This is a genomic window from Gymnodinialimonas sp. 57CJ19, from assembly GCF_038396845.1.
Taxonomy (GTDB): domain Bacteria; phylum Pseudomonadota; class Alphaproteobacteria; order Rhodobacterales; family Rhodobacteraceae; genus Gymnodinialimonas.
Genome location: NZ_CP151587.1, coordinates 876198 through 899650, shown reverse-complemented (window position 1 = coordinate 899650; position 23453 = coordinate 876198). Strand labels below are relative to the sequence as shown.

Sequence of the window (23453 nt, the reverse complement as noted above, 5' to 3'; positions counted from 1 at the left end):
GCCGATCGCGTGTTAACCTTTTTGTAATAATAAATACGCCGAGGCAGGCAGCGGACGCCAAAAATGAGCGCCGCATTGAGCAGTGTAACGAGTAATCAGCATATGAATCGCGGGGGGTTTCCCCCGGTTGCAAGCGTGTGCGTGTGATGTGTAATGCCCGACCTCGGCCCGAAAGGGTGACGGCAGACCATGGCGACGGGCGACGAACTACCAATTTATGAAAACGCCACTGCGATGCAGATGGCCACAACGATCTTTGGCCCCGGCACGACGGTAAACAGCGCGAGCTATTCCGGGTGGAGCCAATCTTCTGGCATCTACTATGACGGCGACGACGTAGCGCCGGAACTGACGCCGTCCGATACGGGCGTTATCCTGTCCACCGGCCGCGCCAGCCATGTCACAAGGTCCAGTGGCGACCCGAACCGATCCTCTAGCACGTCTACCAACACCTCTGGCGCGAACAATGACGCGGATTTCAACGCGGCAGCGGGCACCAACACCTATGACGCCAGCTTTCTGGAGGTGAACTTCACCCCAACGACCGATTTCGTGACCATGCAGTTCACCTTCGCGTCGGAAGAATACCCGGAATATACCGGCTCGATCTACAACGACATCGTGGGCGTCTGGGTCAACGGCAACCTCGTCACATCCCCCATTGTGAACGTGACGCAGATTAACTCGGTCAACAGCCAAGCCAACGCCACGTTGTTCAACGACAACACCAACGACGACTACAACACCGAGATGGACGGCTTCACGGTGACCCTGACGCTGGTGATGCCTGTCAACAATGGCGAAGCTAACGACATCAAGATCGGCATCGCCGATGTCGGAGACAGCTCATACGATTCCAACGTGCTGATCGCGGCCAACTCGATCCAAGGGGAATTCATTGCCGGCGCAGACTCGGTGACCCATTACGAAGGGGTCACAACCGTATTGGACGTGTTGGCCAATGACCCCACCTCCGGCGGCGTGGCCTTTATCACCCACGTCAACGGGATCGAGGTTGATCCCGGCGATAGCGTGACCCTTGCCGATGGCACCGTTGTAACGCTGACCCTTTCCGGTGAGCTGGAGATCGACCCGCCCGCCAGCCAAACCGGCCTGACGGCGAACGAGACAATCAACTTCACCTATACAGCCGATGATGGCACGGGCATTACGGATACCGCCTTTGTCACAGTCACGGCGATCCCCTGCTTTGTGCGCGGCACCATGATCCTGACCCAAGACGGCGAGAAGGCTGTAGAGGATCTTGAGGCAGGGGACTTAATCGAGACCCGCGACAATGGCCTGCAACCGATCCGCTGGATCGGGTCACGGACCATCGCGGCAGAGGGGCGCTTTGCCCCGGTGGCGATTGAAGCGGGCACCTTTGGGATGCATCGCCGCCTTGTCGTTTCGCCTCAGCATCGGATCATGCTGACCCATTGGATGGCCGAACTGATGTTTGGCGAGGATGAGGTTCTGGTCGCTGCGAAGGATCTGGTCAACGATTGCTCGGTCCGGGTGCTGACCGGTGGTGAGGTGGAATACTTCCACCTGCTGTTTGACCAGCACCAGATTGTCTTTTCGGAAGGGTTGGCGACGGAAAGCTTCCTGCCCGGGCCCACGGTGATGCACGATCTGGATGCCGACGTTCAGGATGAGGTGTTGTCCCTGTTCCCCGAGATAGACCCAGAAACGATGGACGGCTATGGGCCCGCTGCCCGCCTGCCCCTGCGCGGTTTTGAAGCCCGCGCGATGCTGGCATAGGGCGGAATTTCGGATGACGTGGCAAGCCATATGGAGCCATGGACGGGCGCATCGGGCCCCGCCCAGGGCGTGCCACACGCCCCTGCGGGCGATGACCCTGTGGCTGGAGTTGATTGGCCCACGCAAACCCGCCCCGCGCCGGGGCCGCGGTGTGGCGCGCGATATTCCCTTGCGGCTTTGGCAGGGTGCATCGGAAGGCCAGGATGCGATTTCCATCTACCTGATGCCCGATGGGGCGGTGCGTTTGCTGCACGGCGAGATTGACCTTTGCTCGGCCCCTGCCACCCTGCGGGCCGGAGAGACCCTGGGCCTGCGCTACATCGCCTGCTCTGAGGGCCGGGCCGATGTCTTCGAGGTCAAGAATTACGACCAGGATACCGTACAATCGCTGCGCTCGGGCTTGCAGAAGCAAGCAACCTTGGCCGATGCGCTGCCCAGGGCCGAGGGGTTTCTTTCCGTCGCCCATGTGGCCGCCGTCGCCTCTAGCGCTGTGACGGCCGCAGACTTGCCGGGCGTGGAGAGCGGCGCCTTGGTGTCCACGATCGAAGGCCCCCGCCCAATTGACGCCCTGCGCCCCGGCGACTTGCTGCTGGACGCTGAAGGCACCTCCCACCCTTTGCGCTGGATCGAGGCGCGTCCGCGCCTATGCCTTGGGCGCACCGCCCCCATTTGCCTGCGCGCGCCCTACTTCGGCTTGATCCGGGATCTGTTGGTGACGCCGCAAACCCGCCTGCTTCAGACCGGACCGGTTGTGGATTATCTGTGCGGGACAGAAGCCGTTCTGGCCAATGCCGCCGATATGGCGACGGGTCGCGCCGTGGTACGGGACCGGTCCAAGCCGATGCGGATTTTCTATCATATGATGCTGGATGACCCGGCTTGTATTCGGGTCGAGAACTCTCCGATTGAAACGGTGCATCTAGGCGATGTCATGGCATCGGGCGATCAGCAGATCAGCCAATCGGCTTGCCCCAACGCCGCAGATACGACGCCGTCGCTGCCGCTTCTGGATCGCGCCGCGGCCCGCGCCCTGGTATCAGCCCACGCCCGGGCGGCCTAAGGACTACGCCGCATAGGGCTCAGGCGTTTGCCGGGTCGGGACCGTCGCCAAAAAACGGTGTCATCTGAACCACGACGACAGAGTTTTCTGCCCGCGCCCGTTCCATCAATTCCCGCTCTTCATCGTTGATTTCATCGCCTTGCGCTTCGCGCTCGGCCAAGGAGCCATAGCCCGTCACGTCCAGTGGCGCGAGGTCGGCTTGCTTGAGCACGGCTACTGTTTCACGGACGGCTTCCGCCTCATCCACGCCGGAGGCAAAGCACAACAGGCCCGCACCGGTCGCTTTCTTCGGCAAGCCATCGTTTTCCTTACGGCCAACTTCCACAAGCAAGGTGAACACCTGGTGGATGGCTTTTGGCTTTTTCGGTTTCTTTTGATCGTTCTCTGACATGGGGGCGAAGTGCGGAGAAAACCGGCCCCTGTCAAGTCTGCCGATGGGGCGGATGCGGCGTTTTAAACTAACGTCCGCGCAATAACCGCAGGGCGGCAATCAGGATGCAGGCGCCGACAAAGCCGACAAACCCCTGCATGATCCATCCGCCCGAAGGGGCAAGGCCGATCAGGCGGAACAGGAAATTGGCGACGATTGCCCCGACGATGCCGAGGATTATGTTCACGAAGATTCCCGTGCGCGCGCCCATGAAGCGGCTGGCGATCCACCCGGCGAGGCCGCCCACGAGGATGGCTGCAAAAAATCCGAGGCCCTGCATGTGGTGTGCTCCCATCAATGACGGGGGCATTGTGCCGGGGGAAGGGCCCGCCTGTCCAGCGTGTTGAGCGGGTCTAGGCAGTGGGAGGGGCTGCCCCCCAAACCGGGTCCGTGATACTTGGGGGGCCAGCCTCTGAAACCAAGCCTATTCTACTTGGGGGGCCAGCCCCCCAAACCCCCGGGAGTTGTAAGGCCAAGATGAAGGGAGGGCCGCGCGCCGTGTCGAGGGGGTGGGGTTAGTCGCGCAGAAGTTCGTTGATCGATGTTTTGGAGCGGGTTCGTTCGTCCACCCGTTTTACGATCACGGCGCAGTAGAGGTTCACGCCGTTTTTCGAGGGCATGGAGCCTGCAACAACAACTGAGCCGGAAGGGACTTCGCCGTACATCACTTCGCCGCTTTCACGGTCCACGATCTTGGTGGATTGGCCGATGAACACGCCCATGCCAAGCACCGAGCCTTCACGCACGATGCAGCCTTCGACGACCTCGGAGCGCGCGCCGATGAAGCAATTGTCCTCGATGATTGTGGGGCCGGCCTGCATAGGCTCGAGCACGCCGCCGATGCCGACGCCGCCCGATAGGTGGACGTTCTTGCCGATTTGGGCGCAGGAGCCGACGGTGGCCCAGGTATCGACCATTGTGCCGGTGTCCACATAGGCACCCAGGTTGACGAAGGATGGCATCAGCACCACGCCGGGCGCGATATAGGCGGATTTACGGACGACGCAGTTAGGGACGGCACGGAAGCCGGCCTGGGTCCAGTCGCCTTCGTCCCAATTGGCCCATTTGCTATCGACTTTATCCCACCAGCTGCCGCCTTGGGCGGAGCCGGACTGCATCTCCATATCCTTCAGGCGGAAGCCCAGAAGCACGGCCTTCTTCGCCCATTGGTTCACGTGCCAGTCGCCGCTGTCTTGTTTCTCGGCCACACGCAGGGTGCCGCCGTCCAGCGCGGCGAGCGTGCTTTCGATGGCGTCACGGGTTTCGCCTGTGGTGGCGGGGGTGATCGTGTCACGGGCCTCCCAAGCGGCTTCGATGGCGGTTTCGAGTTGGGCGTTTGACGCGGTGCCGGACATTGGGACACTCCTTATGGGCAGGTTTGCAGCGCTATAGCGGCGTCGGCTGTGTCTGTCCATGTGCGCTGGACGGACGAGGCTTGACGAAGGGTCATCTAGATTTGCAAGCTGGCCCGATCACAAAAAGAAATGAGTTCCCTTGATGACCTTAAAACTTGCCGCACTTGGCACCGCTTTCGCTGCCCTGTCCCTTTCAGCCTGTGTGATCGTTGATCCGCTGCCGGTCACCGGGCCAAGCGTCAATGGCGTTCCATCCGTCGCCCCTTCCGTCACCCTAGCGAGCCAACTGGGGGGGAGCGCGTTTGTGAACATTCGTACAGGAGAGACTCTGAACCTGTGGAGCGATGGCTCCTACACAGTCGGGCTTCGGAACGGTGGGCAGGCCTATGGCACGTGGCGCGCGCCGATCGACACGGCGACCATGTGCTTTACCGGCCCGGTCGCGGCCTATGCCCGAGGCGCCTGCGTTCCGATCCGTTATGACGGTGATTACCTGTCCCTGTTCGACGCGTCGCAACGGCAGGAAATGGAAGCCTACGCCGCTTAATGAGTTGAGGTGGTTCGTGACTGTAACTTCAAGGATGATTGCCCGATGAAACATGCCAAACTCTGGATTGCGGCCTTTGTAGCCCTTTCCCTGCCTGCCTGTGTCGTCCTCGACACTGTCCCGCCCGAAGCCGTTGGCCCGGGACCATTCCTTACCGGAGGCGGCTCAGGCGCGTCTGCGCGGGCAACATCGCCGGGGCCGGGGCCGGGGGCTGCGTCCTTGCAGCAATTCCTTTCCGGTCAGCAAATCACCCGCCATCAGGAATCCCATAGGCTGCTGCCAGGTAGTCGGGTCGCGGGGCGCTTCTATAGCGGACCGGGCGATTACTACGACGTGAACGGGACATGGTCCGCACGCGGCAATGTCTTTTGCATCGGTGTCGAAGTGTCGGAACCCTTCTGCGGCAACGCTGTGATCAACGGCAACCAGCTGCTGCACTACATCAACGGGCCGACAAGCCCTGACGTCTGGGTCATCGAATAAAAGCGACCCTGCCACCGGGCCGATGCCATGGCCCGGTGGCAGACCCTGTGCGCCCGGTCAGGTCGCAGGCCAATGGGGGGGCGCGTTGAAGCGTTCTTCCAGATCGGCATTGAACTCCTCCAGCGAAACGCTGGTATCCAGCCCACCGTCCAGCCGCTCGATCGTGATGGTGACGTGGCGCCGCCCTTTCTTGATTCCCAGAAAGCTCCAGAACCGATCATGGATGGGGGTGTCGTATTTGCTGAGGCCCTTGATGCGCAGGATCGCAACCGGGCAATCGGGCACGGCGCGGAGGGTATCATAGGCACCACTAAAGTGCGGTTGGATGATCTCACGGGGCTGGCGCTTGGCCTGACCGCCGGGAAACAGCAGCACGAACTTGCCGCGGTTGATTGTGTCGATCAGCTTGTCACGTGCCCAGACCTTCCGTGCGGCGCGGCGTTGCGCGGGCCAGCTTTTCGGAGAGGACAGCGGAATGCACCCCGATGGCATCAAGACGAAGAACTGTGCCGGGTGGTAGTATTCGTTGTAGTGCACCGCCGGAAGAACCCGCCGTGTCGGGTACAGGACCGAGGCCACCATCGGCCCATCCAGCCGGGTGACGTGTGTCGCAAGGATCAACCCGTGGGGCATCGTCTGCAACAGGTGCTTGTTCGAGCAGGAGACGTTGTAGAACAAGCCAAAATATGTCCGCAAACATATGAAGAAGAAGTGCCGGATCACCCGTCCGAAGGTCGCATCCAATAGCCGTAGTACTGCTGTCATCAAACCTTCCAGATGCCAGATCGCGTCGCCCAAGGGTAAAGGCTCGCCCCTGCCCCTCAACTACGGGAAACCATAGTTGGCGCAAAGCCATGGTTTCTGCGGGCGACTTCTTTTCAGGTCCGCGATTGTGATTCAGCTTGGGCGATTTCTGCCATAGAGTACCGCAAACAGGACTTTTCGGGACCACCCAACATGACAAACGAACGCCACCCCCTTCGCGATGCCCATCAAGATCGCGTGGATACCCAAAGACTGCCGGATACGCCGCAGGCGCAATCGCCCTCTTATCGGTTGGCCTTCACCGATGAGGATTTTCTGTGCCGGGATGAACTGCGCCCCGTGCGTCTGCAATTGGAATTGCTGAAGCCGGAACTTGGCCTCGATGCCCACAAGATCAAATCCACGATCGTTCTGTTCGGCGGTGCCCGCATTCCCCGCCCCGCAGACCGCGATGGCGCCCGCAGTGACACCCTGCGCGACATGTCGAAATACTATGAGGAAGCGCAGGAGTTTGCCCGTGTAATCACCGAACGCTCGCTGACCAGCGATTGCACCGAGAACGTCGTGGTGACCGGTGGCGGCCCCGGTGTGATGGAGGCTGGCAACCGTGGCGCGATGGAGGCGGGTGGCAAATCCATCGGGCTCAACATCGTGCTGCCCCATGAACAAGAGCCGAACCACTACGTCACGCCGGAGCTGTGCTTCAACTTCCACTACTTCGCGATCCGCAAGATGCACTTCCTGATGCGGGCCAAGGCGATTGCCGTCTTCCCCGGCGGTTTTGGCACCATGGACGAGACTTTCGAGGCGCTGACCCTGATCCAGACCGGCCGGATGGAGCAGGTGCCGGTTCTGCTGTTCGGAGAGGAATTCTGGCGCGAGATCATCAACTGGGACGCGCTGGTCCGGGCGGGCACGATTTCGGCCGATGACCTGAACCTGTTCCGCTTCGTGGAAACCGCCCAAGACGCGCTGGACGTGATCGACGGCTGGACGTTGTCGGGCAAACGCGGAGAGATCCCGGGCCGTTAATCCGGCAGGGAGTATTCCACCAAGGTTGTGTTCAGCATGGCCAAGAAATTGTCGTCACTGACCATGGTGGCGACAAGCTGCCCCTGCCCGTCGCGCCAGATGCTCAGCCCCTCCAGGTTGCCATGGCGACCGGTGCGGCTGTGTAACAGAACCTCGGCCCCTGACAGCCCGGCTGGTGCAACGTCAAAACGCGTCAGCCGAGACGAAAGACCGAACGGCACCACGACGCGGCGCTCCAGCAGGTAAAGACGCCCGCGGTCGTCGAAATCGAGGGCCACGGGGGACCAACCCGACGATCGGGGCAATTGTGCAAAAAGGCTCCACCGGCCCCGGTCGAGCCGCAGCAGGGGAATGGGGCCTTGGCCCGGCATCGCCTCAGGCAGGGTATAAAGCCGCCCCCGCGCATCGGCGGCAACGCCTTCAAACGCGCCGTTGGGGGGCAAGACGGCAACGCCGGGCACTTCGGGGAAGGTGCGGGTTTGCACCCCGTCGCGGCGATGCACGGCAAGGCGGGCGAAGCCTTGGCCTTCAAAGGAAATGACAATCTCGCCACTTGGCAAGATCGCCAAGCCTTCGCTGTCGCGTTGCGCCGTGCTGAGGTGAACACCTCCGTCCCAGGTGATCCTTGCGCCACAGCACACGGTGACATCCGTGATCGCCCCGGCGGCGCGGGTCAGGGACAGGTCGAACAGCATTCCCCTGTCCGAAAGCACCAGCGCAGTGGTGCCTTCCTCGGACATCTCGATGGCGGAAAGCCCCCCGAACCGGGATGCCTCTGCCGTCGCTTCAAGATGCACTTCGCCCCGAAACACCGCCTGCGCGGCGACCGGAGAGAATTGCAAAAGCGCGGCAAAGGCGGCGATCAGAACCCGCTGAGGATTGCGGCGCATTGGTTTGGCATGTTCCCAAGGGCCACGCGCATGCCCGAAGGGGGGCTGGCGGGGGGCGGATCATTGTTGGGCGGGCCGGGAGGCGGCGGGTTCCTGATACGCTCGGCCCGGTCATAGGCCTCTTGGCAGCCATCGCCCTGGGGCAAGGCCTGATTCTGGCAATTGCGGTCCCCATCGGGGCACTGAAGACGCACGTGGAAATGGTAGTGATGCCCTGTGGCAGGGCGGATGTGCGACAGCCAGCTGCGATCCCCGGTGACATTCTGGCACAGCCAGACTTTCACGCCCGTCGTCACGAAAATGCGCGCAACGCGGGGGTCGGTGGCGGCAAGGCGCAACACTTCGGCATGATCGGCGGTCCAGTTGCCATTCACCGATGCGCCCCGTTCCGCCCGGACCGAGATAGAGGACAGGTTTTCCCGTTCCTCCCTTGTCAGGGTCAGATCCGTGGCGGGCAGCATCCAGATATCCGCATCCAGGCCGCTTTGGTGGCTGGCGTGACCTGTCAGCATCGGCCCGCCGCGCGGTTGCGACATATCGCCAACATAGAGCCCGTCCCACGCCGTATTGCGCGCCACATTCGCGGACAGGGTCTCGACATAATCAATCAGCTCCGAATGGCCCCAGCTGCGGTTCCGCGACAGGCGCATGGACTGCCACGTCGGCCCCGTTTCGGGCAATTGTTGCGCGCCGGCTACGCACCCGTTGGAGTAAAATCCAATCACCTCGCTCTCGCCGCCGGAACCGGTGGTCTCCGCGCCGAAGTATTGCCGGCCTTCGCTGCGCGACTGGGTCGCGGTCAATTCCACCGTAGGCCCGCCCGCCCCACAGGCAGCCAAGAACATCAATGCAAAGGGGAACCATCGTTTCATATCGATATCTCCTGAAATTAGTTTCGGCCTTCGGGATCCACAAAATACAGCAGGATCAGACCAATCGTGAACAAAACCACCAGCGGCACAACCCCCACCTGCTGGCTGCCCGACATTTGCGTGACAAATCCGATCGACAAAGGCGCGATGAAAGAGGTCGCCTTTCCCGCCAGCGCATAAAGGCCAAAGGCCTCGGTCATGCGATCGGGGTAGGCTTGGCGCACCAACATCGTCCGCGACGATGACTGCAACGCGCCGCCGCAAGCGCCGATGAAAGCGCCAAGGATGTAGAAGGCGATATCGGGCAGAGAGGAGCCCTCGGCCACGGGGATACCCAAGACGCTGTCGCGGCTGATGAACACCACCGCCAATGCCACGAACGTCAGCATGACCACGTTCACGACAATCACCGGTTTAGGCCCAAAGCGCCCGTCTGCCCGCCCGCCGAGCCACGAAAAGAACGCCCCCGTCAAAATGGCGAGGATGCCGAAGATGCCAACGTCCACCACGCTCCACCCCAGCACGCCCGAGGCATAGATACCGCCAAACACATACATCCCGTTCAGCGCGTCGCGGTAGAACATGGACGAGGCCAGATAGGCCATTAGCGGCTTCTCCGACGGCAGCCGGCGCAGGGTCTTCATCAGCGCAGGCATCGCCCCGCGCAGGGCGTGCCCCATCGGCACCGCCCCGGGAAGCGGCGTGTCACGCACCCATAAAAAGAAGGGGATCATGCCAATGGCAAACCAGATCGCGGTCAGGGGACCAACGGCCCGCGTGCCTTCGCGTGCCTCGGCATCAAGGCCGAGGATCGGCTCGATCCCCAAAAGGGTTGTGCCCGTCTCGGCGCTTTCGGCGAAGAAAAACAGCATCAAGACAAGGGCCACCAAGCCGCCCACATAGCCCCAGGCAAAGCCCGAACCTGAGATCCGCCCGATGTCTTCTTTCGGGCCAAGGCTGGGTAGCATCGCATTGGTGAAGATTGTCGCGAACTCCATCCCGATCAGGCCGATCGCGAAGAAAATCAGCGTTAGCAGCAGGTTGAAATCCCCCGGCGCGGCCCACCACAAGCCGTAGGCGCCGACGAAATACATCACGGAAAACAGCCTGATAAATGGCATCCGCCGCCCCGAAAGGTCGGCCATCGCGCCAAGAAACGGTGCGGAAATGGCGATCAGGAATCCCGCAATGCCAACGCCGTATCCCCAAGCCGTCTGCGCCTGGGTGCCGTCGCCCAGAAGCTCGTTCACATAGGGGCCGAAGATGAAGGTCAGCAGCAACGTGTTATACGGCTGGCTTGCCCAGTCGAACGCCCACCATCCCACGATACGTTTGCGAAGGCCGGAGGCAGTTTCAGAGGCGGGAGCGGTCATAATCATGCCTCGCACTGTCCTGCGCCGGGCGGCGTTTGTCCATCGCCAAGCGTGTGCCTAGAACTCGGGCGGCCAGATCCGTGTCTTGTCCGCCTCAGCCCAGGCGGTGGCCCATGCCGGAAGCGGGCGACTTTCGCCCTCGACCCCCAGCGCCTTTGCCACATCATCGACCGGCGCCAACCGCCCGTTGGCCGTCACGCCCGTGCGCAACAACGCGTGGTTGCAGCAGGTATCGCCGCGCCACATCGCTTGTTCCAGGTAGAAAAACCTCTCATCCCACCCCAGAAACCGCGTCCGCATCTCGAATTTCTGAAGCGGCGTGATCCGCGACCGATAGCGCACGGTAGAGCCCGCAACGACCAGCCCCCACTTCTGTTGCTTCAGGACATCCATCAGCCCGATACGGATCGACAAAGCAAAGCGCCCCAGATCAAACAGGGTCAGGATGCGGCCGTTGTTCATCTCCATAAACCCGTCAATATCAACGGGTAAGCAGGTCATCGACATCTTATGGGTGTCGTAAATCCCCATCGAGGGAAGACGGCTTTCGCGCAGCATGACGCTGCCAAGTCTGAGGAATGGATACATGGCCGCTGCATCGCGCCAACCGCTGCCAAGTGCAAGGGCATCGCTACGTCAAAACCCGTGCCGCGCCGCATCGCCGCTTGCAGCCAAAGACCCGCGCCCCTATTTGGCAAGCAACTCACACGAACGCGGAACCTTTGCCCATGACCTCTTTGTTTCAGATCCTGCTGCTTTTGATCGGCGTCGTGAAATTCATCGTGATCGCCCATATCATCATGTCCTGGCTGATCAACTTCGGCGTCTTGAACATGCACCAGCCCATCGTGGCGCAGATTTGGGACGGGCTGAACCGCCTCCTGCAACCGATCTACGACCCGATCCGGCGCTTCCTGCCGAACATGGGCGGGCTTGATCTTGCGCCCCTGGTGGTGATCCTCGGCCTCTATGCCCTAGAGATCATCCTACGCAACAACGTGGCCGTCTTCCTGTAGACCGGGCCTCGGCCCGGGGCGCGCGCGTGTGCCCCTCGGCGGGCATATCAACGGTAAATCAATTCAGATGCGCCGCCGCAAAGGCCGCTTCTGATCCCCAGACATCCAACACCCGCTGATCGCGCCCGCAGGCGGCGCGATACAGCTCATACGCCACCGACTTCCGGCGCGGGCCAAAACGCGTCAGAACCAAGGCGTCCGAGCGGTAGTAATCCTGATGGTAGTCCTCCGCTGCGTAGAACGGCGCGGCATCAAGGATCGGGGTCACGATGCTTTGGCCAAGACTGCCCTCGGCCTCCATGATTGCGCCGCGGGCGATATCCCGCTCCCGCGCGTCATCCACGAAAATCGCGGTCGTATAACTGTGGCCCCGATCGCAAAACTGCCCGTCCGCGTCCAGCGGATCAATGGAGCGCAGGAACAACCGCAACAGCCCCGCATAGGGCAACACATCGGCATCATAGGTGATCTGCGCGACCTCCAGATGGCCGGTGCCACCGCTCACGACATCGCGGTACGACGGGTTCGCCACGCTGCCGCCCGCGAAGCCGGACACAACTTCGATCACGCCGTTAACGCCCTCAAAATCGCTCTCGACACACCAAAAGCACCCCCCCGCCACAACCGTGGTCCGGATGTCTTCGGCATGGGCGCGACCGCCGTGCAATACCGCCCCCGCAAGGATCGCAAGGGCCAGGGCGATGGGCTTGATGCTCTCGTTGATCGGGCTTCTGGGCATGGGCACCTCCGTTTCTTTCACAAGGCTCCTCAAAGTGCTCTTGCATTGCAAGCCCGAGGGGTGTGATCTCACGCGGAAATGAACGGAGGTGTCTATGCGTATCGCCATGTGGTCCGGCCCGCGAAATCTGTCAACGGCCATGCTCTATGCCTTCGGCAACCGCGCCGATTGCGTTGCTGTGGATGAACCTTTCTACGCCGCCTATCTGGCGCAATCGGGCGTGGAACATCCGATGCAGGACGCCATCCTTTCCAGCCAACCGACCGACCCCGCCCGCGTGGTGGCGGCCCTCTCAACCCCGGCCAAGCCGGTGCAATACCTCAAGGTCATGGCCCACCACATGCTGCCCTCGTTCCCTCTGGATTGGGCCAGGGACTGCGCAAACGTCCACCTTCTGCGCCACCCGGCCCGTGTGATCGCCAGCTACGCCGTCAAGAACGACGTCGCCATCACGCTGGACGATATCGGCTTTGCCCAGGCGGAACGCATCCACGCGGCCCTTCCCGGCCCGATCATCGACAGTGCCGATATCCGCGCCAACCCCGAGGCCATGCTGCGCGCGCTGTGCGCCGCCATCGACCTGCCCTTCGACCCCGCCATGCTCTCCTGGTCCAAAGGCCCCAAACCCTACGACGGCGCCTGGGCCCCCCATTGGTACGACGCCGTCCATAAATCCACCGGCTTCGCAGCAGCTGAAGGCCCCCTCCCCACGCTTCCCGACCACCTGCAACCCCTCCTGCAAGAGGCGCTGCCGATCTACACCGCCCTCCACAAAAACCGCCTCCGCGCCTAAGCACACCCCCCATTCACCTTTTTATAAATATCGAATCCCAACGCCTGAACCAGACGTTGGGGCCTGCCACATAAACGTCACTTGCAGCGCCCCTTCGGCTCTGCAAAATTGGGACATGGAACATACCCCCTTTCCCTCTTGGCAAGACGTCGCAAGCGACCTTGTTGCCGTCGCCGCTGGCCGTGCTGCCGCTGATCTGGTTCTGCGCGATACCCGTGTCGTTCTCGTCCAGACCCGTGAGGTCATGGACGGCTGGCAAGTCGCCGTTAAGCACGGGCGTTTCGCCTATGTCGGCCCCGACGCCAGCCATTGCATCGGCGAGGACACGACAGTGGAGGAGCTGTCTGGCCGCTACCTGATTCCCGGCCTCTGTGACGGGCACATGCATATCGAATCAGGGATGCTAACCCCGGCGGAGTTTTCCCGTGCTGTCATTCCCCACGGCACCACGTCGATGTTCACCGACCCCCATGAAATCGCCAATGTTTTCGGCCTGCGCGGTGTTCGCCTGATGCATGACGAGGCGCTGATGCAGCCGATAAACGTGTTCACCCAGATGCCGTCCTGTGCGCCCTCGGCGCCGGGGTTGGAGACCACCGGGTTTGAAATCGGCCCCGATGATGTCACCGCTGCCATGCAATGGCCCGGCATCGTGGGGCTGGGGGAAATGATGAACTTCCCCGGCGTCATCAACGGCTCGCAACAGATGCTGGCCGAGATCGCCGCGACCCAGGCCGCGGGCAAGACCGTGGGCGGGCATTATGCCTCTCCGGATCTGGGGCCGAACTTCCACGCCTATGTGGCCGGCGGCCCCGCCGATGAACATGAGGGCACCTGCGAAAAAGACGCCGTGGCCCGGATGCGTCAGGGGATGCGGTCGATGATCCGCCTCGGCTCCGCATGGTACGATATCGAGTCGCAGATCACCGCGATCACCGAGCGCGGCCTTGATCCGCGCAACATGATCATCTGCACCGATGATTGTTTCGCCAAGACGCTGGTGGAAGACGGCCACATGAACCGCGCCGTGCGCCACGCCATCGACTGCGGCTGTGATCCGCTGATTGCGCTACAAATGGCGACGATCAACACCGCCACCCACTTCGGGCTGGAGCGCGAGATTGGCCAGATCGCGCCGGGCCGTCGGGCCGATATGATCGTGACCAGCGATCTGAACACCCTGCCGGTCGAGGTCGTCTATGGGCGCGGCGTGAAAGTGGCCGAGGGCGGCAAATGCCTTGCCGATTGCCCCCACCTCGACTGGCCCGAAGATACGCGCCAATCGGTCAACCTTGGCAAAACCCTGACGGCGGCGGACTTTGAAATCCGCTCTGATGCCGACCAAGTCACCGCCAACGTCATTGGCGTGGTCGAAAACCAGGCCCCCACCAAGGCGCTGCAACTGGACCTTCCCGTGCACAATGGCATCGTCGAGCCTGCCCAATCTGAGAAAGGTGGCATCGCCCAGATCGCGCTGGTGGAACGCCACCGGGCCACGGGACAGGTCACCAACGCCGTTGTCAGCGGTTTCGGCTACGGGCCCGGAATGGCCATGGCCTCTACCGTGGCGCACGATAGTCACCATATGATAGTTGTCGGCACCGACCGCGAGATGATGGCGAAAGCCGCCATGCGCTTGGGCGAGGTCGGCGGCGGCGTTACCCTTTGGCAGGACGGCGAAGAAAAGGCGCTGGTGGAATTGCCCATCGCAGGCCTGATGTCCGACCGTCCCGCCGCCGAGGTGGCCGCCAATGTAACCGAGCTTGTCGATGCCATGACGGCCGCAGGCTGCACTTTGAACAACGCCTATATGCAGCACTCGCTTCTGGCCCTTGTAGTGATCCCTGAATTGCGGATTTCCGACCTTGGCCTTGTGGACGTGCGCACCTTCCAACTTACCGATGTCATCGTAGAATGACGCCGGCCTGACCTATGATCGAGACCTTATGACCACCCATCCTCCGCTCCACATCAAGACCCCTGACCACGGCGAGCCTCAGGCCTACGCCGAAGCCGCCGCCGCCGTGGCGCAGGTGCAGGCGCTGTATAAGGAGGCCACGCGCTTTCTATGTGACCACTTTACCGAGACACTCGCCAATGGCGCGACCGAGGGCACGCGGTTTCGGGCCTATTACCCCGAGATCCGCCTGCGCACGACGTCCTTTGCCGCCGTCGATAGCCGCTTGTCCTTCGGCCATGTGTCCGAGCCCGGCACCTATGCCACGACAATCACCCGTCCCGATCTGTTCGAGAATTACCTGACGCAGCAGATTGACCTGCTGCTGAAGAACCATGGCGTCAGCATCTATGTCGGCCCGTCCATGACACCGATGCCTGTCCACTTTGCCGTGGCGCAAGATACCTCGATCACCGTGCCACAAGAGGGCGCGGGCGACTTCGTTCTGCGCGACGTTTTCGACGTGCCCGATCTGGCCACGACCAACGATGATATCGTCAACGGATTCGGCTTCATGTTTGAGGACGGCGCTTGGCCGCTGGCGCCCTTCACGGCGCAGCGCATCGACTATTCCCTTGCGCGGCTGGCCCATTACACCGCCACCGACCCCAGCCATTTCCAGAACCACGTTCTGTTCACGAACTATCAGTTCTATGTGGATGAGTTCGAGGCCTACGCCCGTGCGCAGCTGGATGACCCCGACAGCGGCTACACCAGCTTTGTCGCCACCGGGAACACGATCATCACCGACGCAAAAACCCCCATCGCGCAGCCTGCGAAGATGCCGCAGATGCCGACGTATCATCTGGTGCGCGAAGATGGCTCGGGGATCACCTTGGTCAACATCGGCGTCGGCCCGTCGAACGCGAAGACGGCGACGGACCATATCGCGGTTCTGCGCCCCCATGCATGGCTGATGGTGGGCCATTGCGCGGGCCTTCGCAATTCCCAGCGCTTGGGGGATTTCGTGCTCGCCCATGCGTATCTGCGCGAAGATAAAGTGCTGGATGACGATCTGCCGATCTGGGTGCCTGTCCCGGCCCTTGCCGAAATTCAGGTGGCACTGGAAACCGCTGTGGCGGACGTGACCGCGCTGGAAGGGTTTGAGCTGAAGCGCATCATGCGCACCGGCACTGTCGCCAGCTTTGACAACCGCAACTGGGAACTGCGCGATCAATCCGGTCCGGTGCAGCGTCTGTCGCAATCGCGCGCTGTCGCCCTGGATATGGAAAGCGCCACGATTGCCGCCAATGGATTCCGCTTCCGCGTTCCCTACGGCACGCTTTTGTGCGTGTCCGACAAGCCCCTGCACGGAGAGCTGAAGCTGCCCGGCATGGCCTCGGACTTCTACAAGGACCAGGTCGCCCGACATTTGCAGATCGGTATTCGCGCCATGGAACACCTGCGCGACATGCCTTTGGCGCGTCTTCACAGCCGGAAATTACGCTCTTTTCAGGAGACCGCGTTCCTCTGACCAAAGAAAAACTCACTTTAACCCATGTTTTTCAACAAAACATGGGTTTGCTCCGTTGTATGGCCCCGCAAAATACGGTTAGTTTCGCGCCAACCGGCCCTAGGGCTCGGGGGATAGACAGCAGGAGAATAAGCACATGGCAACTAAACCCATGACTAAGACACAACTCGTTGCCGCACTGGCCGAGGAAATGGGCGGCGACAAGAAAGCCGCTGGTGCAGCACTCGACGCAGTAACGTCCGTGGTCACCAAAGAAGTGGCAAACGGCGGCGCCGTGACCCTTCCTGGCATCGGCAAAGTATACTGCCGCGAGCGTCCAGAGCGTATGGTTCGCAACCCCGCCACGGGCGAGCAGATCAAAAAAGAGGCCGACAAGCAGGTGAAAGTCACCATCGCCAAGGCACTCAAGGATTCCGTGAACGGCTAATATTGCTGTCCACGAAAAGACATGAAAGGGTCGCGCCGAAGGGTGCGGCCCTTTTTCGTTGAAGGGACACTCGATGGACGTGCGCGCGGTAATCATGGGGCTGACATTCGCCCTGATCTGGTCGTCGGCTTTCACCTCGGCCCGCATCATCGTAGAGGCCGCGCCGCCGCTTTATTCGCTTTCCGCGCGGTTCCTGATTTCCGGCATCATCGGCGTCGGCATTGCGTTTGCCTTGGGACAACGCTTCAACCTGACCCGCAACCAATGGCGGGCGGTCATCATCTTTGGCCTGTGCCAGAATGCGATCTATCTGGGGCTGAACTTCGTCGCCATGCAGACGATTGAGGCGTCCCTTGCGGCGATCATCGCCTCCACCATGCCGTTGTTGGTGGCGCTCGCAAACTGGACGATCTTCAAGGAACGGCTGCCCGCCATGGGTATCCTTGGGATGGTGGCAGGCTTTGCCGGGGTTGCCATTATCATGGCGCAACGCTTTGGCGGCGGCGCGGACCCCTTTGGCATTGCCCTGTGCCTGATCGGCGCTGTGGCGCTGGCGGCGGCAACGCTGACGGTCAAAAGCGCCTCGTCCGATGGGGGCAATCTGCTGATGATCGTGGGGTTGCAGATGATTGTGGGCTCAGCAGCGTTGCTTTTGCCCGCCATGGCGTTCGAGACGTTGGCGGTGGAATGGACCCAACCCTTCATCCTTGCCTTCGTCTATACCACGCTGATGCCCGGCCTTGCGGCGACACTGATCTGGTTCCTTCTGGTAGGGCGGATCGGCGCGACGCGGGCGGCGACGTATCACTTTTTAAACCCCGTCTTCGGCGTTGCCATTGCCTTCGTGTTCCTGTCCGAGCGCCTGAGCTGGACCGACGCCCTTGGCGTGGCCATCATCGCGGGGGGCATCTTGGCGGTGCAACGATCCCGGATCAAAAGCTGAGCCGCCCCAGCCGCGCCCCGGTCAGGGCTGCGTCGCCCCATCCCCGCTGGTGGCCACCACCGTCAGGTTATCCAACGACCACAGTGCCCCGTCGCCGTCGACATCCGCGTTCAGGCGCAGGACCAGGGTTTCCGCCGGATCGGCCAAGGTCATCCGTACCCGCAAGCTGGCGAAAGCCTCTGCTGTTTCGGGAAGGGCCGGTTCAGACGGACGGGGCTGGATCAGATCGCTTCGCACAGCGATGTTGACCGAGTCCGTTTCGGCGGTTTGGAAGGTAACATCCCCAAGGCTCGCACCCTCGGGGACATTGATCGTCAACACCTGCTCTTCGCCAAGCGAGATATGGACGCCGCCCTGCCCCGCCCAGCCACCGATCAGATGGATGTCAAAGGTGATCTGCGCCGTGGTCGCATCCGTGTGCATCACGAAAGAGCGTTGCACAGCCGTGTCAGAGAAAGGGCCAAGAACCGGGCCAAGGCCCGGCAGACGATCGCTGGTTTCAGCAGGGCTCCACCCCGGAGCGCCGAAGTTGAAATCCTGATACGCCAGAAGCGTATCTTGCCCCGCAAGTTGGTTGAAACTGCCCGAGTTGATGTCGTCGGCATCGACGGTGGTGCGCAGTAATGTCCCCAACAAAAACAACAGCGCGACACAGGCCACCGTCAGAACAAACCAATCAATCGTTACATAGCCGCGATGCGACTTACTGCTGTGAGCATTCTGCCCCATCAGACATCCAATTCTTAAGTCCCCAGAACCGCCTTATTTTTCGCCAAATGTGGCAAAAACATGGCCCATTCGGGACGGTTTTGCCACATTGTTCCGGTGTTGGCACCAAAGCCCTAAACAGCCAAGGATTGGATCAATAACACTATATAACTTAACGAAATCTTACCCGATTTTGCCCCGGGTCTCGCCCACGTTGCCACCAATTTGCCCTCGTTGAAGCATAATGTGGTCCAGTAGGACGCAGGCCATCATCGCCTCTCCGACCGGCACGGCGCGGATACCCACGCAGGGGTCGTGACGGCCTTTGGTGATGATCTCGGCAGGCTCTCCTGCCTTGGTGATCGTCGCACGGGGCGTGAGGATCGAGGACGTGGGCTTTACCGCAAACCGCACGATCACGTCCTGGCCCGTGGAAATACCACCAAGGATGCCGCCCGCGTGGTTGCTGGAATATTCGGGGCCATCGGCGCCCATGTGAATCTCATCGGCATTGGCGGACCCGGTCAGGGCAGCGGCGGCCATGCCATCGCCGATCTCCACGCCCTTCACGGCGTTGATCGACATCATCGCGGCGGCAAGATCGGTGTCCAACTTGGCATAGATCGGCGCGCCAAGCCCGGCAGGAAGACCGCTGGCCCGAACCTCGATCACCGCGCCGACGCTGTCGCCGGATTTGCGCAGGCCATCCAGATAGTCGGCCCACTCTTCGGCGGCTTTGGCGTCGGGCACCCAGAACGGGTTCTGCTCGACCTGAGCAAGATCGAGGGCGGCGCGGTCAATGGCGTGGGGGCCCATCTGGACCATATAGCCGGTCATCCGCAGGTCAGGCGCCAGCGCCTCTAGCGCCAGACGGGCGATGCCGCCCGCTGCCACCCGCGCCGCGGTTTCCCGCGCGCTGGAGCGGCCGCCGCCACGGGGATCGCGGATGCCGTACTTCTGCCAATAGGTAATGTCGGCGTGACCGGGGCGGAACTTTTCAGCGATGTCGCCATAATCCTTCGACCGTTGGTCGGTGTTGCGGATCATCAACTGGATCGGCGTGCCGGTGGTGTGGCCCTCATACACGCCGGACAGGATCTCTACCTCATCGGCTTCGCGCCGTTGGGTGGTGTATTTGTTCTGGCCCGGTTTGCGGCGGTCCAGCCAGTGCTGAATGGCGGCAGCATCGACAGCAATCCCCGGAGGGCAGCCATCGACTGTCGCCCCCAAGGCTGGACCGTGGCTTTCGCCCCAAGTGGTGACGCGGAAAAGGTGACCGAAAGAATTCATGCTCATAGGCCCCGATTAGCCCCGCGAGGCGCTTTTGCCAAGTCGCTTGCCGACCCGCGCGCTTTAACCTAGGTCTGTAGGCACCTCGGGGGGGCCCGTGTATCGGATGATATTGAGTATCTGACGAAATGCTGGCCTGAGATTGCGAAAGCTGACCCGTTGAACCTGAACCGGTTAACACCGGCGGAGGGAAGGTTATCGCGGCTTGAGCGCCCGGACTTCACTTCGCCCCTAGCTTTGGAGGCGTGAGCCATGACTCTCACCAACACCACCATCATCGCTGCGGGTCTGACCCTTGTGACGGGGGCTGCCTTTGCGCAAGAGCCCGTCTTGACGGTCTACACCTATGACAGCTTCGCGTCCGATTGGGGCCCCGGCCCCGGTGTGGAGGTCGCGTTTGAGGAAATCTGCAACTGCGATTTGCAGTTCACCGCCACTGGCGACGGCGCGGCCCTGCTGGCGCGTCTGCGCCTTGAGGGCGAACGATCCGATGCGGACGTGGTCCTTGGACTGGACACCAACCTGACGGCCGCCGCGGTTGAAGCGGGCCTGATGGCAGAGCACGGTATCACCGCCGAAGGGCTGACCCTGCCCGTGGCTTGGGATGACCCGCACTTCCTGCCGTTTGATTGGGGCTATTTCGCCTTCGTCCACCGCGCGAGCATGGAAAACGTGCCCGGCAGCTTCGAAGCGCTTGCTGCCTCCGAGACCTCTGTCGTGATTCAGGATCCTCGGTCCTCGACCCCCGGTCTTGGCCTGTTGATGTGGGTCCAGAACGCCTATGGCGACGACGCCCCCGCGATCTGGGAAGCGCTGGCTGACAATGTCGTCACCGTAACCCCCGGCTGGTCTGAGGCCTACGGCCTGTTCCTTGATGGCGAAGCGGACATGGTGCTGTCTTACACGACATCTCCTGCCTACCATCTGATCGCGGAAGAGGACGACAGCTACGCCTCTGCCACCTTCAGCGAAGGCCACTACATGCAGATCGAAGTGGGTGGCGTGTTGCAGACCGCCGACAACCCAGAGCTGGCGCAACAGTTCCTTGATTTCATGGTGTCGCCCGCGTTTCAGGCGATCATCCCGGAAACCAACTGGATGTATCCCGCCGCCATGCCCGCCGAGAGCCTTCCAGACGGCTTCGAGACATTGGCGCAGCCCGAAACGGCGCTGATCTACCCTGCGGCAGAGGCGGCAGCCGTGCGGGATGAGGCATTGGCCACATGGCAAAACGCGCTCAGCCAGTAACGCTGATCCAGACCATCGGCGGGGTTTTTACCCTGCTGGTGGCCCTGGCAATTCTTGCCCCCCTCGGCGCGGTGATCTTCCGGGCCGAGGGATTTACGGACCTGCGTGCAGCCGATTGGGCAGCCGTGCGGTTCACGTTGCTGCAAGCGGCCCTGTCGGCGTTCGTGTCCTGCATCGCGGCAATCCCCGTGGCGCGGGCCTTGGCGCGGCGAAAATTCTACGGGCGCGGCGTGTATATCTCGCTGATGGGGGCGCCTTTCATCCTGCCGGTGATTGTCGCCGTCATGGGGCTTCTGGCGATCTTCGGGCGGGCCGGTTGGCTGAATGCCGCGCTGGAGGGCATCGGCGCGGGCACGATTGAAATTTACGGGATGGTGGGCGTGGTGATGGCCCATGTGTTCCTGAACCTGCCTTTGGCAACCCGGCTGTTGCTGCAAGCGTGGCTTGCGGTCCCGGCAGAGCGGATCAGGCTGGCCCATTCGCTGAACTTCACCGCCCAGGACATGCGCCGCCATTTCGGCTGGCCGCTGTTACGGGCCACGCTACCCGGTGCGGCCTTGGTGATTTTTCTGATCTGCACCACCAGTTTCGCCGTCGCCCTGATCCTTGGCGGTGGCCCCGCCGCCACCACGATCGAGTTGGCGATTTACCAAGCCTTTCAGTTCGACTTCGATCTTGGCCGCGCGGCCCTTCTGGGGATGGTCCAGGTGGCCATCTGCGTTGGCGCGGGGTTGATTGTGTGGCGCTTCGCCAATGCCACCGAATTCGGCGGCGGGCTGGATCGTCCGGCGTTGTCATGGCCCGGCGACAGGCCGTTATCGCGCGGCATCGACGGCGCCGCGCTGATCCTTGCGGGCGCGTTCCTTCTGTTGCCGCTGGCCGCTGTCGCCGGGCAAGGCATCGGCGCGGTCACGGGCCTGCCAATCTCGACGTGGGAGGCGGCATTACGCTCGGTCCTGCTGGCACTGGCCTCTACCACGCTGGCGGTGACGCTGGCCCTGCCCATCGCGCTGTTGATCGCCGGCAAGGCCGCCCGTGCGGGGTTGGAGGGCGTGGGCCTTCTGTCCATCGCCGTGTCGCCCCTGGTGATCGGAACGGGCCTGTTTCTGATCGTCTTTCCCATCGCCAACCCGGTGACGCTATCGCTGCCCATCACGGGCCTTGTGAACGCGCTGGTGGCGCTGCCTTTCCTTTTGCGGGCCCTGATCCCCGCCGCCAGACAGGCCGAGGCCACACAGGGCCGCCTTGCCGACGCTTTGGGGATGCGCGGCATGGCCCGCTTGCGCCACGCGATCCTGCCCCGCCTGGGCCGCCCCTTGGGCTTTGGCGCGGGGTTAGCGGCGGCGTTCTCCATGGGGGACCTGGGCGTGATCGCCCTGTTCTCGGCCCAAGGGCAGGAGACGCTTCCGCTGGAGATGTATCGCCTGTTCGGGTCCTACCGCACAAATGACGCGCAGGGAGCGGCGGTGCTGTTGATGGCCCTGTCCCTGGGCATGTTCTGGCTATTTGACCAAGGGGGTCGCGCCAATGCTGCATCTTGAGAACATCCGCGTGCGGCAGGGCAGCTTCACGCTATCGGCGCATCTTACGGTGCCCGAGGGGGCGCGGGTCGCCTTGATGGGCGCGTCGGGCAGCGGCAAGTCCACGCTGCTGTTCACATTGTCGGGGTTCCTTTGGCCCGATGAGGGGCGCGTCACGATGAGGGGCAAAGACGTGACCAGGTTGCCGGTGGCGGATCGGCCCGTGTCGATCCTGTTCCAGGACGGCAATCTGTTCCCGCATCTGAACGCCTTCGACAACATCGCCCTTGGGATTGCCCCAAACCTGAACCTGAGCGTGGCGGACAAGGCGCGGGTGGAGGGGGCCTTGAAGAAGGTCGATCTGGACGGGATGGCGGGGCGGATGCCTGCGGAATTGTCCGGAGGTCAACAAAGCCGCGTGGCCCTTGCGAGGATGCTTCTGCGCGACAAGCCAGTGGCGCTTCTGGATGAGCCGTTTTCGGCCCTCGACCCCGGCTTGCGGCGCGAGATGTTGGGGCTGGTGCGGACCCTGTGCGACGAGACCGGGCAAACGCTGGTGATGGCGACACACGATTTGCGCGATGCGGAGCGCCTGTGCGACCGGGTGCTGCTGCTGGAAGAGGGCGAAGTGGCGTTGAACGCTGATCTGGTCGAGGCGATCGCGGATAAGGCCCCGGCCCTGCATCCTTGGATGTAGGGCGCGTAGCGCGGCAAGCGGGTGGCGGGCACATGGCCGCCCGACAGGTTCCCCAAAACCCAAAACGCGC

Annotated in this window: 25 protein-coding genes and 1 riboswitch; of the genes, 14 read left to right on the top strand and 11 right to left on the bottom strand. The window is 62.2% G+C overall.

Annotated elements, in window-relative coordinates:
* Positions 1 to 189: 189 nt before the first annotated feature.
* On the top strand, positions 190 to 1764 hold the full coding sequence (locus AADW23_RS04410; RefSeq protein WP_341863316.1) for a Hint domain-containing protein: 1575 nt from the start codon (positions 190 to 192) through the stop codon (positions 1762 to 1764).
* Positions 1765 to 1777: 13 nt separating this feature from the next.
* Complete coding sequence (locus AADW23_RS04405) at positions 1778 to 2824, top strand: Hint domain-containing protein (RefSeq protein WP_341863315.1); 1047 nt, start codon at positions 1778 to 1780, stop codon at positions 2822 to 2824.
* 19 nt (positions 2825 to 2843) lie between these two features.
* On the opposite strand, the gene AADW23_RS04400 is transcribed toward AADW23_RS04405, so the two are convergent.
* The 3 genes from AADW23_RS04400 to dapD all read right to left on the bottom strand — a co-directional run bounded on the left by AADW23_RS04400 (position 2844) and on the right by dapD (position 4609).
* Entirely contained in the window at positions 2844 to 3215 is a 372-nt protein-coding gene (locus AADW23_RS04400; protein ID WP_341863314.1) for a hypothetical protein, read from the bottom strand.
* A 67-nt stretch (positions 3216 to 3282) separates the two neighbouring features.
* Positions 3283 to 3534, bottom strand: a complete 252-nt coding sequence (locus AADW23_RS04395; protein WP_341863313.1) for a GlsB/YeaQ/YmgE family stress response membrane protein — start codon at positions 3532 to 3534, stop codon at positions 3283 to 3285.
* Positions 3535 to 3769: 235 nt separating this feature from the next.
* On the bottom strand, positions 3770 to 4609 hold the full coding sequence (gene dapD / locus AADW23_RS04390) for a 2,3,4,5-tetrahydropyridine-2,6-dicarboxylate N-succinyltransferase (protein WP_341863312.1): 840 nt from the start codon (positions 4607 to 4609) through the stop codon (positions 3770 to 3772).
* 142 nt (positions 4610 to 4751) lie between these two features.
* Here dapD and AADW23_RS04385 point away from each other — a divergent pair, with 142 nt between their 5' ends.
* Both AADW23_RS04385 and AADW23_RS04380 read left to right on the top strand, forming a co-directional pair.
* Positions 4752 to 5156, top strand: a complete 405-nt coding sequence (locus tag AADW23_RS04385; protein ID WP_341863311.1) for a hypothetical protein — start codon at positions 4752 to 4754, stop codon at positions 5154 to 5156.
* A gap of 45 nt (positions 5157 to 5201) precedes the next feature.
* Positions 5202 to 5639, top strand: a complete 438-nt coding sequence (locus tag AADW23_RS04380) for a hypothetical protein (RefSeq protein ID WP_341863310.1) — start codon at positions 5202 to 5204, stop codon at positions 5637 to 5639.
* 57 nt (positions 5640 to 5696) lie between these two features.
* Here AADW23_RS04380 and AADW23_RS04375 read toward each other — a convergent pair whose 3' ends face one another.
* On the bottom strand, positions 5697 to 6404 hold the full coding sequence (locus AADW23_RS04375; RefSeq protein ID WP_341863309.1) for a 1-acyl-sn-glycerol-3-phosphate acyltransferase: 708 nt from the start codon (positions 6402 to 6404) through the stop codon (positions 5697 to 5699).
* Between the two features lie 192 nt (positions 6405 to 6596).
* Here AADW23_RS04375 and AADW23_RS04370 point away from each other — a divergent pair, with 192 nt between their 5' ends.
* The gene (locus tag AADW23_RS04370; RefSeq protein ID WP_341863308.1) at positions 6597 to 7436 is read left to right on the top strand and encodes a TIGR00730 family Rossman fold protein; all 840 of its coding nucleotides are present in this window, start codon (positions 6597 to 6599) and stop codon (positions 7434 to 7436) included.
* On the opposite strand, the gene AADW23_RS04365 is transcribed toward AADW23_RS04370, so the two are convergent.
* Genes AADW23_RS04365 through AADW23_RS04350 form a run of 4 tightly spaced genes read right to left on the bottom strand, consistent with a single transcriptional unit; the run spans position 7433 to position 11159 of the window.
* Complete coding sequence (locus AADW23_RS04365; protein WP_341863307.1) at positions 7433 to 8326, bottom strand: esterase-like activity of phytase family protein; 894 nt, start codon at positions 8324 to 8326, stop codon at positions 7433 to 7435. The two genes, AADW23_RS04370 and AADW23_RS04365, sit on opposite strands and share 4 nt — an antisense overlap.
* Positions 8299 to 9198 carry a penicillin-insensitive murein endopeptidase gene (gene mepA, locus AADW23_RS04360; RefSeq protein ID WP_341863306.1) on the bottom strand — a complete coding sequence of 300 codons (900 nt, stop codon included), beginning with the start codon at positions 9196 to 9198 and terminating at the stop codon, positions 8299 to 8301. The genes AADW23_RS04365 and mepA overlap by 28 nt, the downstream gene beginning before the upstream one ends.
* A 17-nt stretch (positions 9199 to 9215) precedes the next feature.
* The gene (locus AADW23_RS04355; protein WP_341864272.1) at positions 9216 to 10571 is read right to left on the bottom strand and encodes an MFS transporter; all 1356 of its coding nucleotides are present in this window, start codon (positions 10569 to 10571) and stop codon (positions 9216 to 9218) included.
* Positions 10572 to 10628: 57 nt separating this feature from the next.
* Complete coding sequence (locus tag AADW23_RS04350) at positions 10629 to 11159, bottom strand: acyl-CoA thioesterase (protein ID WP_341863305.1); 531 nt, start codon at positions 11157 to 11159, stop codon at positions 10629 to 10631.
* A 140-nt stretch (positions 11160 to 11299) separates the two neighbouring features.
* On the opposite strand from AADW23_RS04350, the gene AADW23_RS04345 reads away from it, so the two are divergent.
* Positions 11300 to 11587: a YggT family protein gene (locus AADW23_RS04345; protein ID WP_341863304.1), complete on the top strand. Its 288-nt coding sequence runs from the start codon at positions 11300 to 11302 to the stop codon at positions 11585 to 11587.
* Between the two features lie 58 nt (positions 11588 to 11645).
* On the opposite strand, the gene msrA is transcribed toward AADW23_RS04345, so the two are convergent.
* Positions 11646 to 12326 (bottom strand): peptide-methionine (S)-S-oxide reductase MsrA, encoded by a 681-nt coding sequence (gene msrA, locus AADW23_RS04340; protein WP_341863303.1) that lies wholly within the window; start codon positions 12324 to 12326, stop codon positions 11646 to 11648.
* Positions 12327 to 12420: 94 nt separating this feature from the next.
* On the opposite strand from msrA, the gene AADW23_RS04335 reads away from it, so the two are divergent.
* From AADW23_RS04335 to AADW23_RS04315, 5 genes are all read left to right on the top strand, one after another.
* Positions 12421 to 13119, top strand: coding sequence for an HAD family hydrolase (locus tag AADW23_RS04335; RefSeq protein ID WP_341863302.1), 699 nt, complete (start codon positions 12421 to 12423; stop codon positions 13117 to 13119).
* 115 nt (positions 13120 to 13234) lie between these two features.
* Positions 13235 to 15037: an adenine deaminase C-terminal domain-containing protein gene (locus AADW23_RS04330; protein ID WP_341863301.1), complete on the top strand. Its 1803-nt coding sequence runs from the start codon at positions 13235 to 13237 to the stop codon at positions 15035 to 15037.
* Between the two features lie 28 nt (positions 15038 to 15065).
* Positions 15066 to 16550, top strand: coding sequence for an AMP nucleosidase (locus AADW23_RS04325; RefSeq protein WP_341863300.1), 1485 nt, complete (start codon positions 15066 to 15068; stop codon positions 16548 to 16550).
* 136 nt (positions 16551 to 16686) lie between these two features.
* Positions 16687 to 16977: an HU family DNA-binding protein gene (locus AADW23_RS04320; RefSeq protein WP_341863299.1), complete on the top strand. Its 291-nt coding sequence runs from the start codon at positions 16687 to 16689 to the stop codon at positions 16975 to 16977.
* A 73-nt stretch (positions 16978 to 17050) separates the two neighbouring features.
* On the top strand, positions 17051 to 17920 hold the full coding sequence (locus AADW23_RS04315; RefSeq protein WP_341863298.1) for a DMT family transporter: 870 nt from the start codon (positions 17051 to 17053) through the stop codon (positions 17918 to 17920).
* Positions 17921 to 17941: 21 nt separating this feature from the next.
* On the opposite strand, the gene AADW23_RS04310 is transcribed toward AADW23_RS04315, so the two are convergent.
* A complete protein-coding gene (locus AADW23_RS04310) occupies positions 17942 to 18649 on the bottom strand; it encodes a hypothetical protein (protein WP_341863297.1) in 708 nt (235 codons plus the stop codon).
* Between the two features lie 162 nt (positions 18650 to 18811).
* Positions 18812 to 19924 (bottom strand): chorismate synthase, encoded by a 1113-nt coding sequence (gene aroC, locus AADW23_RS04305; protein WP_341863296.1) that lies wholly within the window; start codon positions 19922 to 19924, stop codon positions 18812 to 18814.
* A gap of 70 nt (positions 19925 to 19994) precedes the next feature.
* A riboswitch (TPP riboswitch) is annotated at positions 19995 to 20127 on the top strand.
* Positions 20128 to 20170: 43 nt separating this feature from the next.
* Between aroC and thiB the strand changes: the two genes are divergently transcribed.
* From thiB to AADW23_RS04290, 3 genes are read left to right on the top strand one after another with little or no spacing between them, the layout of a single operon-like run.
* Complete coding sequence (gene thiB / locus AADW23_RS04300) at positions 20171 to 21166, top strand: thiamine ABC transporter substrate binding subunit (protein ID WP_341863295.1); 996 nt, start codon at positions 20171 to 20173, stop codon at positions 21164 to 21166.
* A complete protein-coding gene (locus AADW23_RS04295; protein ID WP_341863294.1) occupies positions 21142 to 22707 on the top strand; it encodes a thiamine/thiamine pyrophosphate ABC transporter permease ThiP in 1566 nt (521 codons plus the stop codon). The genes thiB and AADW23_RS04295 overlap by 25 nt, the downstream gene beginning before the upstream one ends.
* Positions 22694 to 23383, top strand: a complete 690-nt coding sequence (locus AADW23_RS04290; RefSeq protein WP_341863293.1) for an ATP-binding cassette domain-containing protein — start codon at positions 22694 to 22696, stop codon at positions 23381 to 23383. Before AADW23_RS04295 ends, AADW23_RS04290 begins: the two co-directional genes overlap by 14 nt.
* The last annotated feature ends 70 nt before the right edge of the window (positions 23384 to 23453 follow it).